At 68.2% G+C, this 15,965-nt stretch carries 15 protein-coding genes; all 15 read right to left on the minus strand.

Features of this window, described 5'->3' with window-relative positions:
- Positions 1-16: 16 nt before the first annotated feature.
- A complete protein-coding gene (locus tag DK926_RS26750; RefSeq protein WP_165839623.1) occupies positions 17-1,744 on the minus strand; it encodes a hypothetical protein in 1,728 nt (575 codons plus the stop codon).
- Positions 1,744-1,953 carry a hypothetical protein gene (locus DK926_RS19415; RefSeq protein WP_114331780.1) on the minus strand — a complete coding sequence of 70 codons (210 nt, stop codon included), beginning with the start codon at positions 1,951-1,953 and terminating at the stop codon, positions 1,744-1,746. The genes DK926_RS26750 and DK926_RS19415 overlap by 1 nt, the downstream gene beginning before the upstream one ends.
- A 34-nt stretch (positions 1,954-1,987) precedes the next feature.
- Positions 1,988-3,481: an SCO6880 family protein gene (locus DK926_RS19420; protein ID WP_114331781.1), complete on the minus strand. Its 1,494-nt coding sequence runs from the start codon at positions 3,479-3,481 to the stop codon at positions 1,988-1,990.
- Positions 3,482-3,548: 67 nt separating this feature from the next.
- A complete protein-coding gene (locus DK926_RS19425) occupies positions 3,549-4,901 on the minus strand; it encodes a hypothetical protein (RefSeq protein ID WP_125833427.1) in 1,353 nt (450 codons plus the stop codon).
- A 167-nt stretch (positions 4,902-5,068) separates the two neighbouring features.
- On the minus strand, positions 5,069-5,932 hold the full coding sequence (locus tag DK926_RS19430; protein WP_114331783.1) for a hypothetical protein: 864 nt from the start codon (positions 5,930-5,932) through the stop codon (positions 5,069-5,071).
- A 75-nt stretch (positions 5,933-6,007) separates the two neighbouring features.
- The gene (locus DK926_RS19435; protein ID WP_114331784.1) at positions 6,008-6,721 is read right to left on the minus strand and encodes a hypothetical protein; all 714 of its coding nucleotides are present in this window, start codon (positions 6,719-6,721) and stop codon (positions 6,008-6,010) included.
- A gap of 71 nt (positions 6,722-6,792) precedes the next feature.
- Complete coding sequence (locus DK926_RS19440) at positions 6,793-7,086, minus strand: hypothetical protein (RefSeq protein WP_114331785.1); 294 nt, start codon at positions 7,084-7,086, stop codon at positions 6,793-6,795.
- Positions 7,086-7,418 (minus strand): hypothetical protein, encoded by a 333-nt coding sequence (locus DK926_RS19445; RefSeq protein WP_114331786.1) that lies wholly within the window; start codon positions 7,416-7,418, stop codon positions 7,086-7,088. Before DK926_RS19445 ends, DK926_RS19440 begins: the two co-directional genes overlap by 1 nt.
- 56 nt (positions 7,419-7,474) lie before the next feature.
- Entirely contained in the window at positions 7,475-8,116 is a 642-nt protein-coding gene (locus tag DK926_RS19450) for a hypothetical protein (RefSeq protein WP_114331787.1), read from the minus strand.
- Positions 8,113-8,691, minus strand: coding sequence for a hypothetical protein (locus DK926_RS19455; RefSeq protein ID WP_114331788.1), 579 nt, complete (start codon positions 8,689-8,691; stop codon positions 8,113-8,115). The genes DK926_RS19450 and DK926_RS19455 overlap by 4 nt, the downstream gene beginning before the upstream one ends.
- Positions 8,688-9,908 carry an NlpC/P60 family protein gene (locus DK926_RS19460; protein ID WP_114331789.1) on the minus strand — a complete coding sequence of 407 codons (1,221 nt, stop codon included), beginning with the start codon at positions 9,906-9,908 and terminating at the stop codon, positions 8,688-8,690. The genes DK926_RS19455 and DK926_RS19460 overlap by 4 nt, the downstream gene beginning before the upstream one ends.
- A gap of 77 nt (positions 9,909-9,985) precedes the next feature.
- Complete coding sequence (locus DK926_RS19465; RefSeq protein WP_114331790.1) at positions 9,986-11,740, minus strand: cutinase family protein; 1,755 nt, start codon at positions 11,738-11,740, stop codon at positions 9,986-9,988.
- 256 nt (positions 11,741-11,996) lie between these two features.
- Positions 11,997-12,917, minus strand: coding sequence for a hypothetical protein (locus DK926_RS19470; RefSeq protein ID WP_114331791.1), 921 nt, complete (start codon positions 12,915-12,917; stop codon positions 11,997-11,999).
- Complete coding sequence (locus tag DK926_RS19475; protein ID WP_114331792.1) at positions 12,914-13,789, minus strand: hypothetical protein; 876 nt, start codon at positions 13,787-13,789, stop codon at positions 12,914-12,916. Before DK926_RS19475 ends, DK926_RS19470 begins: the two co-directional genes overlap by 4 nt.
- Before the next feature lie 119 nt (positions 13,790-13,908).
- The gene (locus tag DK926_RS19480; protein ID WP_125833428.1) at positions 13,909-15,186 is read right to left on the minus strand and encodes a hypothetical protein; all 1,278 of its coding nucleotides are present in this window, start codon (positions 15,184-15,186) and stop codon (positions 13,909-13,911) included.
- Between the last annotated feature and the right edge of the window lie 779 nt (positions 15,187-15,965).

The raw sequence follows: 15,965 nt of genomic DNA on the forward strand, positions 1-15,965 counted from the left end.
AGGACTGCTGCGGTGATCATGCCGCCGCTTTCTGGGCGGCGACACCGGCGAATCGGGTGTTGGTGTCGTGGTAGCCCAGGGCAGCTTCGGTGGCGGTGATGATGGTGTTGAACGGCACCCCCGGCCTGCGCGCTGTGCCGATGCGCAGCAGGAACTTTCCGCGCCCGGGCGGTGCTTGTTCGATGCCGTTGTCGTCGAACCCGGCCGGGGTGGACCAGGAGGAGACCAGTTCTCGGTCCTGTCGGGTGAAGGGGACGATGGAGTCGAGCTTGTCCATCTCCGCATCGGGCAGTCCGCCGACGATGACCGCGCCAGCACGTTCGATGAACCCCTTGGCGCGGGAGATGTCGACGTCGGAATCGAGTGCCTCAAGGTCTTTGACGGTGTGGGTGATCATCAGCAGGGCGGTGCCCATGGTGCGGGTCAGACGGGTGAGCTGATCGACGCGCAGCACCATCCGTGACCCGCCGGCCAATACACGCCACAGTTCGTCGAGGACGACGAGGAAGTTGCGTTGGGGACGGAGCCCGACGTCGGCGAGGACGTGCGCGGCCTCGATCGCCCCGAACGCATCGGACCAGCAGGCGAGCATGATCGCCGCTTCCAGTTTCGGGTCGTCGACGCCGATCCCGGAAATGTCGACACACACCGCCACCGGCGGGCGATCGCCGGAGACATCGATGGGGGCGGTGGTCTGGCGGGAGAACACTTCCCCCAGCTCCCCGTCGAACAGGGCCATCAGGGTTTCCAGGAGCGGTTCGACCTTCTGCCGGTAGCGCTCGGGGTTTCCGGTGGTCAGGGTCTTGCGGTGCAGCTCGGCCGAGCCGTGCTCGATCAGCGAGTAAAGATCGCCGAGGAGCGGGGGCTGGTCGGCGGTGAAGCGGGGGTCGGCGTCGAGCTCGCGCAGGGCGGCGGAGACGACGTTGAGTTCGCTCTGGTTCAGTTCCCCTCCGCGCTCGAGCTCGCACAGCCCGAGGACGAGGCGGCGGCGGCGCTGAAACACCTGGGCGCGGACCTTGCGTTGGACGTCGGGAAAGTCGTCGAGCAGGGAGATGATCGAGCCGAGCGCCCCGACGGCGAGAGGGTTGAGGTAGCCCTCGCCGTGCCCGAGGCGGGTCACCGATGCCCCGAACGATTCGACGAGCTTGGCTTCGTCGGGTTTGAGGTCGGCGGGGATGATCGGGATCTGACCCTGTGCGATCGCCCCGGCGACGATGATCCGAGCGACGGTGGACTTGCCGAGCGAGGGCAGCCCGAGCAGAAACGCCGACGGGGTGTTCTGCAGATGCGCCCGGTAAACCGCGGAGATCGGGTCGTAGCAGACGGTTTGGCCGCTGTCGGGATCCACACCGAGCGGTGTGCCGATCTGCGGATGACCGGTACCGACGTAGTGCGGCCACATCCCGCACGCCTGATCGGTCGTCGCACGGAACGTTGGTGGATGCTCGACGACGCCCATCCGTCCACCGCCGCGGCCGGCGAAACCCCGTGTCTTGAGCCGATACGCCTTACGCCACGGCGTCTGCACCCGATCGGTGCGCGACGGGTCACGTGCGAGGCGGGCGGCGATCGCGTCCGCTCTCTCCTGCTTCTTACGTGCTTTGGCTTCGGCGACGCGGCGCTCACGCGCCCGTTTCATCGGATCGGTGACCTGACGTGTCGAGCGGACCTGACGGGGCTCACTCGCCCCGGTCAGATCCGCGATCCGGCGGCGGATCAGTAGCTTTCCCGACAGCGCGGCCATCAGAGCACCGCCGCATCGTCGACGTGCCGGAAGGCGCGGCCGAGGAACCCGGAATCACCCGCGGCGGCGGGACGCGCGATGTTCGGGCGGTGCGTGCGCTCGCGGGTGTGCAGCTCGGCGGAGACGATGAGCGGTGAAGCGGCGAGGAACACCCCCGTGTCCTGGGCGGTATCGGACGTCGAGCCGGGGGGTGGTGTGGCGGCGATCATGAAAGCTCCTTTGCGGTGGTCGAGTCGGGTCAGGTTATGCGCGTAGCGATTTGGGGATGGTGGCGTGATCGGGCAGCAGCACACCGGCGAGTGCGAGACCGGACAGGAACGCTGCGGCTTGGTGCCGATACGCCGGCCGCAGGTTCAGGCGTGCTCCGGAGGCGAGGGCTTTCATTTCCGGCTCCAGTGCGTCGAGGTCATTCTCGTCCAAGCAGGTGGCGGTGACGATCATCGACATCCGCACCAAACCGTGGCCGCGGGCTTCGGCGACACGGGCGGCGGAGCTGGCTTCGAGTTCGAGACCGGCTTGCGCGGAGGCGATTCCGCGGGCGGTGTTGACTTTGCCGACAGCGGACTTGAAGTCCCCTTCCACAGTTTTCGCGGCATCACCGGGGCTGTAGGGGCGATAGATCAGGGTGATGCGTTTACGCGGCACCGAGGAGTTCGGCGCCAATAGTCCCAACAGGACCCGTTCGGTGGGGAAACCCGAAGGGGGAGTTCGCATCACCCACACCCGCGAGCAGCCCGAGTCGTGAAGGTAGGTGTCCTTGGTTTCTTCGGCGGTGATCGGTCCGGCGTCGGCCCAGTCGCTGACGTAGTCCCCACGCGCCAAGGCGGCTTCGATGTCGGGTTCGGCGGCCGGGTCGTAGGCGCGGCGCACGGTCGCGGAGATCTCGGTATCGGACATCGGTAGGGCGGTGACGTTGCAGTGTGCGAGCTGGCCGTAGAAGACGGGCAGTTGGTTGCCGATCACTGCAGCGGCGAGCATGGGGTCTTTGCGTTGGGCGGGGGTGGTGGAATCGAAGGTGATCGAGATCCGCGAATGCACTCGGTAGCCGCTGTTGTCGGCCGCGGCGATGCGTTCGGCCATGATCGCCAATGCTTCAGCCGGTGCGCCGGGGTCGATGATCGCAGCGAGGTTCGCCTGCGCCCGTTCCCCGGTTTCGGGCAACGTTTCGACCGTGACGGACATCGCGGCGATGCTGCCGACCTGGCCGAGACCGGCGAGGAAGTTCGCCCACGACCCGACGAACGAATCAATCAGCTCTTGATCGTTGCCGGCTGCGCCCCCGACCCGGCACCGCAAGGTGACGGTGTACTGGTGCGTGGAGGGCATCCGCACGAAACCGAACCGGTTCCCGAACTTGTCGAGCGCCCACCACAATTCGGTGTCCGCGCCGATACCAGGCAGCCGGGAACGCCCGCCGGCCTGATTCGACAGCGGCCCGGCCCGGTAGATGTGCTGCGCTGTGCGGCGTTGACGGCCCCACTGGCGGCCCAGCAACAATGCTTCGTAGGCGGATTTGTCGCCTGTGCTGATGATCAGCGGCAGCCACACCACCACCAGCGGGATACCGATGGTCAGCGCGGCCGGGACACCGGCAGTGAACATGATGCCCAAGGTGACGACCACGATGACAGTCAGGGAGGCGAAGGCGATGGGGGTGAGGTTGAAGGCGAAGACGCGGCGTTCGTTGAACCATCCCGCGTAGGTGCGGACCACGCGTTCTTCGGTCTGCGGACTCATCTGTGCTCCTGTTCGGTGGTCTCTACGGGGATGTGCTGTGCGGCTGTGGTCGAGGGGCTCGGCGTGTTCACGAGGAGCGGCCTCCGGTTCCCTGTCCGTCGCGGTGTCCGTCTCCTGCGGCGGCTCCGGTGGCGCGTTCGGCGGTCTGAACTGCCGAGCCGATCGCGGCGGTGGCCTGTTTCGCCCCGGCCGCCGCAGCTCCGACCGGTCCGGCCGCGGCAGCGGCCCCCGAGCTCGCACCCGCTGCCCCGGCTCCTGCCGCCCCGGTGCCTGCTGCGCCGGGGCCAGCGGCACCCGGCGCGCCGGCAGCGCCAGCGGCTCCGGTGGTGCCGGTCTGTCCGCCGCCGCCGGAGGGCGGTGTGGGGGCTGCGCCGGTCGGGGAATCGGGGCTGCGGCCACCGGACTGCGTTGCGGTGGTGGAGGAACTGCCGCCGCCCTGGGAGGAGGTCATCTGCATTACCGCGCCGGTCGCAGCCCCGGTGCCGACTCCGATTCCGGTGAGCGCGGCTGCACCCGATCCACCGCCAGAGGCGGCGACGGCGGGCATGATCAGTCGCAGCAACACCGGCAGGCACAGGCACGACAGGGCCAGCAGCGCCATCCCGCACAGCCGCGACATCGCATCGTCGCCGCCTGCGGTCCACAGTGCGAGGGCGTAGACACCGCCCGAGAGCAGCGGGAACAGCACTGTGGCGAGGGCGAAGCCGGTCATCTTCTTGTACGCCTGCTCCCCGGCCTCGGTGCCCGAGCTGGCGGCCGCGAAGGGCAGGAACCCGCAGACGGCGATGATCAACGCGTATTGGATGACCACGAACACCGCTTGGACCAGTGCGCCGATGATGCCGAGGATCCCGAAGATGAACATCAGTCCGGCCGAGAGTTCCCCGGAGATCTGGGAGACGTCGAGCAGGTTGCCCAGGACGTCGCCGATGTTGCCGCGGGCGGCGTCGTCGACGAGCCAGCGGCCCATCGCCACCGACCCGGCGTGCGCGGCGACCAGGACCGGGGCGAACGTCGACGCCGCGAACACCGTCCGCACCAGCAGGCGGGCCGATTCGTAGGCGCGTTCGTTGCGGGCAGCGGCGTGCGCGAACGCCAGACGCACCATCGAGGTCGCGATCGAGACCGCCAACACCGACGCGGTGATCCAGTACAGGTAGCCGTGGAATGCCCCGACCGAGGCTGGGTCGGCCAGATCCGGAAGGGGAATGTTCAGCCACCAGGTGAACATCAGATTGATCGCTTCACCGAACCCCTCGAGGAACGCCTGCGCGGCCTCCCCGACCGCCCCGGACGCCGCCCATTCGGTCACCTTGCCCACGGCCGCACCGGGGTCTGCGACTGTGGCGACGGCTGTGCACATGGTGTCGAGGTCGAGGATTCCGGGGATTGGTCCGATGCTGCCGACAGTGTCGGACATGTTGTCGCACATTCCGAACAACCCGTCGTCAGCAGATTCGTCAGCTGGGGCCTGCTCTCCGGTTCCCCGATCATCGGGCTGAGCCGAGGCCGTCGGCACGACCAGCAGTGCAGACAATGCGAGGAGAACAGCGACGACTAAACCTCTGGTAGTCGCTCGACGGGCGCTCACCAGCGGGTCCACCCGTTCAACGTCGAGATCTGCGTCGTCGCGGGCGGAGGCGTGTCCCGTAGCTTCCACATCTGGTCGGACCATTCGAGGGTCGCCTGTCCCTGCATCCACCGACCCGAACTCAGTGGCGTCGCGTACCGGACGATAGCGGTGGTGCCGCTGTATGACGTCACTTGGAAGGCGTCGGGAAACACCAGTGCTTTCCCAGTAGCCGACTTGGCGGGGTCAGTACGGTCGAGTGCCGCCAAAGCGCGCTCTGCTCTCCCAGGATCGGCAACAATCTGTTTCGCATACGCCTCGCGGGTGTCCTCAATGCCGCGCAGCATCCGTGCGGTGATCTGCCATCCGGCCAACGCTGCACCTTGCGGGGTGCGGGTGAAGCCGTAGGCGAGGCGCCCTTCGATGTGGGTGGGCCCGTCGGAGGTGGAGAACGGGGCCACTGTCGCGCCGATGCGTTCCCATTTGATGCCCTGCGGCGCCGGGACCGGTGTTCCGGTGGTGAACGCGGGCCGCTCCCCGGGGTCGGTCTGGGGGAGCACTTGGCCTTGCTCGTTGGCCGGTACGGAGATCTCACGCCCGAACGGGTCCGCGATCGACGGTCCGAAACCGCCGACACTGCCCGGATCAGGCTGTGGGGCAGTGGTTGTCGAGGTGGCCTCTGGGATCGACGGCGGCGTAGCAGTGGGGGTGTCCTCGCCGCGGCCACGGATGACGATGATCGTCACCAACACCACCACGAGGACCACGACCGCAGCGGAGAAGTAGCCGGTGGTGCGCGAGGTGGCCAGCCACTTGGCTTTCGGATGCGTATCGAGCCAACCGGAGGACTCGGTATCGGGGGTGGTGGGTGAGTCTTTCATCGCGGATTCGGTGACCTTTCGAAGAATTCGGGAACCGTTGGGAGACAGTCGCTTCGGGCCGCTGGGAGTCAGTAGTCAGTCGGTGTCGGCAGCGAAAGCGGTGAAGCCGTCAAGGGAGGTCAGCGGCACCGGGTCGGTGTCGGCGGGGGCGTCCCACGCGGTATCGGTGTCGGAGCCGATGCCGTCACCGCCGGTGTCGGGTGCGGGGAGGGCGATTTTCCAGTCGTCCCCGCGCCAGAGCACGGTCACCGCGGCCGTGGTGAGCTGCCCGCCGGGCATGGTCGTCGCGAGATCGATGTCGGCTTGTTCGTCGCGGTAATCGGTGACTCGGAACCCGGTGAATGCCGCGGTCGTCGCAGGGTCGGCAGGTGCGGTGATCGAGGCGCCCGCGCGGGCGACTGCGTAGGAGTCGCGGCCGGCTCCGGCTGCGACGAGGGCCCCGGTGGCCTGCGCCCAGGACGAATCCGGGGCCAGCGCCAGCCGGGTCTGTCCTTGGATCGCGGCCAGGACCGCGCCCTGAGGGGTGTGGGAGTAGCCGGTAGGTGCCGCGGAAGTGGTGTTGTCAGTCGGTCCGTCGACGTCCGAGTAGGGCACTTGAACACCCTGATACGGGCGCCAGGTCACCTGCGCTGGTACCGCGGCCGTGTCGACCGGCCGGGAGTTGTCGGTGCCGGTAACGCCATCGTCGCCGCTGCTGCCGCATCCGGCGATCGCAGCGACCGCTGTGACAGCTGAGACAGCGACGGCGGCGCGCTGGCGGTACGGATGAAAACTGTTGCGCTGCTTCATGTGTGTTCCTGTCGAGAAGTCGTGGACGTGATTCGGGTTCGGAGTGTGAGGCCGCGGCTTGGCCGGGGTGGTCAGAGCAGGATCGGTGCCCAGCCGCCGCTGGTACCGACGATCACGGCGCACACCGCGACGAGCGCGACTTTCTTCTCGCCTTCGCCGAGTCGACCGTGATCGTGGTAGGCGACCGAGAGGTACACACCAGCCAGAACCCCGGCGACCGCGAGCGCACCGGTCACGCCCCAGAAGAACCAGCGGCCAAGCTGCTCGAACTGCGCGGTCACTTCCGCCGGCGGGTCTATGCGGTCGTCCCCGGTGGGGATCTGAGCCAGCACCGCAGCGCCGAGGGCGTACACCGTCGACGACATCAAAATGCGAGCTGGTTGACCAGGACCGTCGCGCTGCCGGTGAACACTGCGCCGATCGCCACCGCCGCCAACCCCATCTGCTGGCCGCGGGTGTTGGTGCCGTCCTGATGCCCGATCGCGAACTTGACGCCGGCGAAGACACCGACGACGGCGAGCACAGCGACCCCGACCCACATGGCGATGTTCATCAGCATCTGGTATTTCGCTTCCCCGGGCGGGGCCTGTACGCCGGAGGGACCGACCTGGGCGAGCACGTCCGGGGCGGAGGCGGTGCGGGCGGCCAGGGCGGTGTCGGTGAGGGTGTAGAGGGTGTGAACGAGCATGGTGTTCATGGCCTTTCGTGAGGATGCGTGCGATCGGATGTGGAACGGGCGGCGCTCTGCGGGGATCACGGTGGTTTCAGTGCGGCTGCTGCGGCGGCAAGTAGTCCGGGGTGCAGGTGTTCGCGGATCGGGGCGACCGGCACGGCGCGGGGGTCATTGCGGGCGCGTTTGTCGGTCGGCAGGACTGACTGCGGCCCCCACGAGGGCAGTTCGGCGGGCAGTAGGTGCCGCCAGGGTTCGATCCAGCCGAGGCGCCAGGCGGCCGGGGCGAGGGATTCGACGCGACCCAGCTCGCGGGTGATGTCGCGGCTACGGGGCCGGTCGGTGTAGGGGACGGTGATCAGACCCAACAGCCGGATCTGCTCGGGGACCTCCCTGTTGTGGTGCGCCATCAACACCCGGTGCGCCGCGGCGAGACCTGCGGTGTCGGCGCGGGCGACGACCGCTACCAGCGGAGAATCGCCGTATCCGCCGGACGGCCAGCGGCGCTGTGCATCCCCGGCCCATTCCAGCGAGGCGGTGAGGGTGGAGACAGCGGAGCCGCCGTGCGCGCCGAGCAGCCACACCAGCGGATGCTCCGCGCAGTGCGGTGTGCGGGGGATCGCGCCCGGCCACACCGGTACTTCGCCTGCGGCTGTGCCTGGTTGGGGCATCGGATGCGGCGCGGCGGTGTGGTCGTCGCTGCCGCGGAGGTGGGGGATGCTCATCGCACGTTCACCCCGCTCACGGCCCAACCGCCCGAGGCGGTGCGGGCGGCGGTGGTGTAGATCGTCAGCGGGGGAAGTTGCTCGGTCTCGGTGCCGGCGGCATCGACGACGGCCTGGTGCACCGCGACGACCCGGGCGACCTCCGAGCCCGTGTCGGCGGGGTGATCATCGCTCGCGACGACCGCGGTCGCGGTGACCGTGGCGCCCTCGGCTTTCCACTGCTCCCAGGTATTACCGGTGACGGGGGCGAGAGCGGAGTAGGAGACACCGAGGCGGTCCAGATAGCCGGGGTCGAGCAAGGTTGCGGCGGAGTCGATGTCGACGCCTTTCTGGGTTTGTGTGGCCGGGTGGTAGGAGTACAGGGCCGACAGGGCGGCGGTCATCACTGCTTCCGGGTCGCACAAGTCCGCGCGGCTGAACTGGTCGATGCCAGCGCTGCACGTCGGGGCGGGAGCGGCGGTGGTGGTCGGCGGTGCGGGGTCGGTGGATGTTCCACAACCGGCGACGACGAGGGCGGCGAGAGCGGTGGCCACCACTGCTGCTCGGTGGATCGGACGGTGTGTTCTGGTGTTCATCCGAATCTCCTGACGTACATCGTTTCTCCTGAAAAATCGGACAGGGGTTGGATTTTCACCACGTCCCCGGACTGCGGGGCGTTGAGCAACATTTCGGTGCCGCCATCGACGCCGTAGTAGATGCCGACGTGGTGGGTGTTGCCACCGGATCCGAAATAGATCAGATCGCCGGGCTGTTTCTGACCCTCCGGAATGTCCTGTCCGCGTGGGTCGTAGAGCTGGCCGGGGGTCGAGGTGTCGCCGGTGTAGTGATCGAGGCTGATCGCCCCGCCGGAGGCTTGGAAGACCGCGTAGAGGGTCAGTCCGGAGCAATCGAAACCGACCTTGCCGGTGTCCCCGTTCGCGTCGGCCGCGCCGCCGCCGTCGCTGATTCCATTGGTGGGACCGCCGGTGTTGCCGCCGCCCCAGGCGTAGGGGGTGCCGAGCCAGCGCATCGCCGCAGCGATCACGTTCTGCCCGAACGGTCCACCAGGGGTGAAGGCGGGGCCGTTCGGGTTCGATACCCCCTCGGCACAGCCAGTTCCGGATCCGCCGAGGGCGACCGCGGTGGCGTCGGCGGTCGCTGTGCTGCCGGCGTCGGCGAGGATTTGCTTGTCGGTGGCCGACAGTTCCGAACCGGCGCCCTTCAACTGGGCGTAGAGGGTGCGGGCGAGGGTTTCGTCGTCGGCGTAGGCGTCGGGATACGCCGAGCCTTGAACGGTCTGGGCAGCGACGGTGACGGGCATCGACTCCCACCCGGGTACCGCGAGAAGGTGCTCGTAGAACAACCGGTTCGCGGTCGTCTGATTCATCAGGGCCGCGGTGTCGCCCCAGATGGTGACCTGTTGCTGGAAACTGTTGACCGACAGGTGATCCGAGCCCACCCCGTCGTGCGGGTAGTTCAGCGAATCGGGGACATTGGAGTTCGCGAGCAGCCGGAAACTCGATTCCTGCGACTGCGTCGCCAGGGCGACGATGATGCCCTGCTCGGAAACGCCCATCGCTTCACCGATCGCCACCGACTGCTTGGCGATGGCGAGCTGGCGTTCGTTCAAACCTGCCGTGCCGCCGCCTGCGCTCCCGACCTCCCCGGAAACCTCCGGGCCACCTTCGGCGGTGCAGTCGGGCCCGGATGAGACGAACAGCACCACTACCGACACCACAGCGCCCAGTAGCAGCGCTGCAGCCACCGCGACGATTTTCGTCGCCGCGCCGGTGCCCTCGCCGCTACTGGACATCTCCGGTCCCCCTCTCGGTCGTCTGTGTGGTGCATCAGGTGAGTACGTGCGGGGTCAGTGCAGGACGGGAGCGGCGTTCACTCCTGCACGCCGGAATCGGCGGCGCCGGTGGCCTTCGGCGGCGTGGTCAGGGGCGCCATCGTGGGCACTGTCTGCGAGGTCGGCGCACCAGGTGCTGCGGTACCGCTCGTCGACGACGAACCGCTGGGCGACCCGGCGGGCGTGGTGGGCGCACCGGGCCGTGTCGTCGACGGGGCGGTGGCGCTACGCGGAGTCGAGGTGCCGGTGTTGGCCTCTGTGCTGTCGTCTGTGAGAGCGTTCGCGAGGCGGGTGAACCATTCGACGGTGAACTTCGCGGGGGTCTGCCCGTCATCGGTGACCGGGACCTGGTCGTAGGTGCCGTGCAGGCGCACGGTGGCCCAGTAGCGGACATCGGTCGCAAGTGTCAGCAGGCCTGTGTTGTCCTCGATGCCTTGAGTGATCTCGTGGTAGATCTTGCGCTGGACCGAGGAAATCGTGGCCGGCGGGAACAGGGACACCACCGCGGCGCCGACCTTCGCCCCGAGCGAGGCCAAGGCGGCGGGTGGGTTCGCCAAACCGACGGTCGCGAGTTCGGTGATGGTGGCGGGGGTGAGGACTTTCTTCGCCACGGTCACTGCGGCGCCGAGGCCCATGACCCCGGCTTTGACGACGGCGCGGACGATCTTCGCGTCCGCTTCCGGGGTGTCGGAGGACGGCGCGGAGTTCTCGGCCAGCCGGCCGAGTACCGTCTCGCCGCCCGAGGTGACCTGGAAGCGCCCGTTTGTGAAATCGACGTCCTCGTTCACCACATCGGCGGCCGTGCGCAGCGACGCGCCGCCGAGCGCACCGGCGAGGTCGATCAACGTGCGTTGCGGATCCTGCTCCTGCAGGTGCAGCTGGCCGGAAATGTTGGTCACCACCTGCGCGAGAGTGGATTTCGCGGGCAGCGAGCAGGCGAGATCGCCGGGGGTGCAGAACTGCGCGACCCGGCCCGAGAGTTGCCCGAACGCCGACGAGCTCGACGTCGACGACGATCCGGACGAGGAGGATCCAGAAGCAGGGGAGCTGCTGCCGATGCGCGCCGACGCCGAGGCGGTGGTGTCGGTGGGTGCGATGCCGCCGCCGTCGGCCGCGGCCGCGGTCACGGTCAGACCGGCGAGATCGGTCGATGGGACGCCGGGAGGGGCGGCCGGGGAGGTCGGGTTCGGCGAGCCGGGAAACACGGGCGACGACGCGGGCCGGGTGGGGTCGGAGAACAATGCGACTGCGGCAACGTCTTTCGCGGGGATCGGGCCGTCTCCGGCGCCGATGGCGCGGGCGATCTCGGAGGCGATCTGCGCGCCTTGGGAGTATCCGGTCAACGCGACCGGTGAGCCCGGGCAGCGGGCGGCGTAGTCGGAGAGAAAGTCCAGGCCTGTGCTCACCCCGTCGGCGATGGACTGGGCGTAGGGCAGGTCGCTGCTGTCCCCGGGCTTGCCGCCGAAGCTCGCCGCGTACGGCACCAGAGTGCGGCCGATCTCGTCGGCCGCCAGGCGCAGGGGGATGGTGATGGCGGTACCGAGGAATCCGGTATCGACATCGGTGGCATCGGCGTCTCCGGACTCTCCGGTGCCCTGCCAGCCGAAGACGTGCAACACGTCGCAGCCGGAGGCCGGTGGCCGCGTCGGTGCGAGCGGCGCCGCGGCTGCGCTACCGATGCTGCCGGCCGACACGGCCGCCGCGAGCGTGATCGTCGTCAGTGCGCGCGCCCACACCGCCCGGGTGCGGGCAGCGGCGCTGGTGGTCGTAGGGATGGTGGTGGTCCTGGTCATCGGATGCTCCTTGCAGGCGTGCGAGGTGGGATCGACGATGCGGTGACAGACCTGTCGACAGCTGGCAGTGGCACGCTGGGATGTGCGGAGCTGTAGTGGCTGAACAGGGTTCGGTGAATCCGTTCGGTTTCACTGACGCCGGGGTCGGTGCGGTACTCGATGTTGCGGACAGCGGCTGTGGCGGATGCGCTGTACGCCTCGCGGCCGAAGGTGTGAACGGTGCTGTCGTACCTCTCGTGGGAGAAGGGGCGATGACTCATCGTGTGGTGGCCTCTCTGCTGGTGGTGCTGGTGTGGATGTGGTGGGCGACGGTGAACGAGCGCGGAGACAGCAGGGAGGGGTCGATACCGACACCGGCGGCGATTTCGGAGTCGTAGGACAGGTGGTGAACGCCGGCGACGCGTCCGGACAGGGCGTCGGCGAGGGGGCCGGTGACGTGATCGACCCCGGGACGTTGGGAGGTGACCACCAGGTGCACCGTGCGGCCCATTTCTTCGCTGCCCAGGCGTCGACGGAGCATCGACAGGACGGGGCGGGAGGCGTTCGCGGCGCCGGGGCGGTCGTCGATGGTGACGACGATGTGATCGGCGAGATCGGCTGCAGCGTCGAACCACGGTGAGCCGACACTTGCGCCGGCATCGACGATCACCGACCGGGAGCGGCTGCTCAAGGCCGTGATGGCGCCGGACAGCGGTGATGTGGTCTCGCCGAGAGTGCGGTCGCGGCCGAGAACCGTCCACCCCGAGGTAGGCAGCGCAGTGGTGTCGGCGGCGGGGTCGTCGCCCCCGGCCAGCCAGTGCTGCCACCACGAGGGGTGGCAGTGCTGTGCCGGTGCTCTGACGACCAGGTCGCCGCCCACAGCGGTGCCGTCGAGTGCGATGACCGGTCCCGCGGACCCCACTGCATCGGTCTTCATTGCTGGGAAGTCGGCTGCTGCGACCATCGCGAGCAACAGAGTGGTGATCGTGGCCCCGGACCCGCCGTGTGCACCGGCGACGACGGTCACCGAGCTACCGGCTCTATCGCCGTGCTGCGTCGATGCGGCCGATACGCGGGGAACAGTAGAGGCGGGCGTGTCCGTGACCTCGGTGGCCGCGGGATCGGCGGCGGACTGCCTCGTGTCGGCGATAAGCCAGTCCAGGTAAGACGGTGCCGGTCCACCGGCGGCGGTGCTCATTGGGGTACCTGGCCGATCCCGACGATGGACGAGGTGGTCCCGTCCGGGCTGCGCTGAACGGTCATGGCGGAGGTGAAGCGTTTCTCTTCACCGCCGGGTCGGCGTTCGATGACCGTGACTCGGTACTGGCCGGGAGTCAGCGGGGAAGTGAGGACGCAGTGATCGGTGCCGGCGGGAATGGCGGCCATCGCCGCGGCGAAGTCTCCCGGTTCGACCACTACGCCGCCGCCGAGTTGGGCGTTGACGGCGTCGATGTCGCGGGTCAGGTAGTAGGCGTCCTCGATCCGTGCGATCGCGGCGAGGTCGGCCTGCGTCGACGAGGCGAGCGCACGCGTGCCGCCGCTCTGGCCTGAGCACCACTGTTCCGCCGGTGGCGGCGTGGCCGAGCTGCTGGCCGCCGTGCTGTCGGCTGCGGTGCTGGTGTCCCCGGTCTTCGCGGCCATCGGCTGCGCAGTCGGTTCGACGGCAGCAGCGGCGTTCTGATGATTCTGGCCGGTTCCGTCGAGGATCAGGGCCGCACCGCCGACGAGGGCGATCAGTGCGGCGATCGAGCCGGTGACCGCCATCGACGAGCGGTGCCGGCGAAGCCACGACCGCTGCGCGGCAGGCGTGCCTGCGCGTTCCTCGCTCGCGCTCGACCCCGCGTCCGCGCCCGTCCGGTAGTTGTCCAGGGCGGCGGCCCACTGCGGTCCCGCAGCCGGGGGAGGCAGAGCAACCACCCTCTCATCGTCGAACTCGGCGGGCTCCTCTTCGTCGATGTCATCGGTAGGAGAGGCCGCGGCGGCGTTCGAGCTCCGCGCGTCGGGTACGTCCATGAGATCTGCGGGGAGAGCGGTGAACCACTGCTCGTCCTCGGTGGTCGAGAAAGCCACTGGCAGTTCTCCTTTCACGTCGAGAAGTAGAGATGCACTGGGTTGGCTGGTGGCAGTCGAACCTTCGGATACGGCCGCACAGGCACGGGAGGCAGTTGGTGTGCGGCCGCACCCGGCGATCAGACTCGCGCTACCCCGAGCCCGGCGAGAGCGCCGGTGACGACGTCTGCGACCTGTCCGAGTGCAGGTCCAGCAGCGGCCGCAGCGTCCGCGACCGTTGGCTGCTCGAGCACCGTGGAGGTGAACCCCTCCACAGCGGTGCGGGCCGGTGCGGTCCAAGCATCGGTATCGCTGATGGCCTGCTGCACGACCGGTGCCGCGTTCTCGACGGCGGTGCTGGCCTGCGCGAGCAGATCCGGAGACGGGCTGGTCGTCAGCGAAGCCGGGATGATCGGCAGTTGATCGGCTGACGGACCCACCGGCAGTGTCTCGATCGCCGGTGCTGCTGCCGGCGCTGGCTCTTCGACAGTGATTGCTTCACCGCCTGCAGCGGCACCGCCGATCAGACCGCCGGTGACGGCGCCGATGACGGTCGTAGTCGCCACGATAGGGGCTGAGATCGCTGCTCCCACACCCGCACCGGCCAGCGCTGCGGCCCCAGGAACAAAGACGAAGAGGCCAGGGCCGACCGCGACGACAGCTGGAGTCAACAGCGGTGTTGCGGCCACACCGAGTCCAGCACCAATCGCCGCGCCTCCCGCAGTAATTGCGGTGCCAGGAACGAGACCGGCACCGAGTCCGACCAGACCGCCCGTGACGGCTCCGCCCGCGGTGCCGACGGCGATGCGGTCCGCGCGCGGTGCGTCCGCCAGGCCATTGTCGACGAGCAGGTTGCCGCCGTCGGCGGCAAGGGCTGAGAACGTGTTGGAGACCTGGCGGGCGAAGACGGGGTCGACGCCGTAGGGAGTCGGAATCACGTCAGCGCCGACCAGAACCGTGTTCTCCGGTGTCTGGATCGGCACGATCTTCGTTTTCTTCACCGTCGGTGCAGGCGCGGGTGCCGGTGCGGGCGTGGTCGTTTCGGTCTCGGCCTCGATGCCGGGCCCTTGAACCGGGGCAGGTGCGGAGTCGTAGTAGACCGGTTCGCTTTGGTACGAGGGAGTTTGGCGTCCGGCGTTGTAGTCCTCGACGGTGCGAGTCTGGCCGCCGTAGTCGTAGCGCGGTGTGAAGCCGTCGATGTACCCGCCTTCCGGTTCGGTGGCCGGGGCAGGTGCGGGAGTGGTGGTGGACAGGCCCGGTTGCTGGGGTGTCGTGGTGGACAGGCCCGGTTGAACATCGTCGGCGAGTGCGTGACCGGTGAATGCCACCGCGACCGAGACGGCAGCGGCGGCTACCACTGTCGAGCGGGTGGCGACCGCGACGGTGCGGTGTCTTCCTTGAGAGTTGTTGTCGTTCAACAAACTATCCTTTCGAGACGAGACGGGCGGAATGATGGCTAGAAATTGTTGTGGGTCTGCGCTGCGTAGGGATGGTGTGAGAGTTGCTGTACGAGCGAGGTTTTGAGTCCTAGGGCGGACGGGATCGGGGCATGCGGGCCTCGATCCCGCCCCACCTTGTGGACATGATGTGGGCCAATCGCCACTCGTCCAGCTCAATGCGACTGCGAATGGGCGATGTCAGCGGAAACCTGTACTCCTTTCTGCCGTAGAACCTTTCGGCTACTTGGGTGACCGGTGAAGCCTGCGTTTCGGCGACAAGCCGGAGTGCCGAAAGAACACAGGCCCCACGCGGTCACGCGCGCCCGTGTTGGACCGGACCGGGGACGCCGGTCACCACGGGCCTACGGCCACACACGGGGGCTGTGTGCAGCCGAGTCTCTATTTCGGCTACGCGGCCCGCCGGCAGGGGAGGACGGTCGCTGTCGAGGGATGAGACCACTCGACAAGCACTTCGCCGGTGTCGTCGTCCAGGAATTGATGAACGGAGTGAGTATCGGCTGACAGAGAACATGCCAGGATGCCGAAGCTGTCGGGCGTCAAAGCGCCACACAGTTTCGAGTTACGCCCGTCGTAGATGTGTAACAGGGGGCTCAGATGAGAAGATGACATAGTCGTCCTTCAATAGCGACCGTTGAAGTGCGTTTGGATACACGTTTGGCGCGTGTAACCAGCGCGATCGGGAGCTGGAGGGGTTGACAGGTAAGGGGCCTTCGGCGTCTGCGGCGACGGCAATCAAC

This window comes from Rhodococcus sp. Eu-32, from assembly GCF_003336925.1.
Classification (GTDB): domain Bacteria; phylum Actinomycetota; class Actinomycetes; order Mycobacteriales; family Mycobacteriaceae; genus Rhodococcoides; species Rhodococcoides kyotonensis_B.

Excerpts from the sequence above, each read along its gene's own strand:
- DK926_RS26750 (WP_165839623.1), bottom strand. The coding sequence starts at position 1,744 with ATGGCCGCGCTGTCGGGAAAGCTACTGATCCGCCGCCGGATCGCGGAT.
- DK926_RS19435 (WP_114331784.1), bottom strand. The coding sequence starts at position 6,721 with ATGAAGCAGCGCAACAGTTTTCATCCGTACCGCCAGCGCGCCGCCGTC.
- DK926_RS19445 (WP_114331786.1), bottom strand. The coding sequence starts at position 7,418 with ATGAACACCATGCTCGTTCACACCCTCTACACCCTCACCGACACCGCC.
- DK926_RS19455 (WP_114331788.1), bottom strand. The coding sequence starts at position 8,691 with ATGAACACCAGAACACACCGTCCGATCCACCGAGCAGCAGTGGTGGCC.
- DK926_RS19430 (WP_114331783.1), bottom strand. The coding sequence starts at position 5,932 with ATGAAAGACTCACCCACCACCCCCGATACCGAGTCCTCCGGTTGGCTC.
- DK926_RS19465 (WP_114331790.1), bottom strand. The coding sequence starts at position 11,740 with ATGACCAGGACCACCACCATCCCTACGACCACCAGCGCCGCTGCCCGC.
- DK926_RS19440 (WP_114331785.1), bottom strand. The coding sequence starts at position 7,086 with ATGTCGTCGACGGTGTACGCCCTCGGCGCTGCGGTGCTGGCTCAGATC.
- DK926_RS19460 (WP_114331789.1), bottom strand. The coding sequence starts at position 9,908 with ATGTCCAGTAGCGGCGAGGGCACCGGCGCGGCGACGAAAATCGTCGCG.
- DK926_RS19425 (WP_125833427.1), bottom strand. The coding sequence starts at position 4,901 with ATGTCCGACACTGTCGGCAGCATCGGACCAATCCCCGGAATCCTCGAC.
- DK926_RS19420 (WP_114331781.1), bottom strand. The coding sequence starts at position 3,481 with ATGAGTCCGCAGACCGAAGAACGCGTGGTCCGCACCTACGCGGGATGG.
- DK926_RS19415 (WP_114331780.1), bottom strand. The coding sequence starts at position 1,953 with ATGATCGCCGCCACACCACCCCCCGGCTCGACGTCCGATACCGCCCAG.
- DK926_RS19450 (WP_114331787.1), bottom strand. The coding sequence starts at position 8,116 with ATGAGCATCCCCCACCTCCGCGGCAGCGACGACCACACCGCCGCGCCG.
- DK926_RS19470 (WP_114331791.1), bottom strand. The coding sequence starts at position 12,917 with ATGAGCACCGCCGCCGGTGGACCGGCACCGTCTTACCTGGACTGGCTT.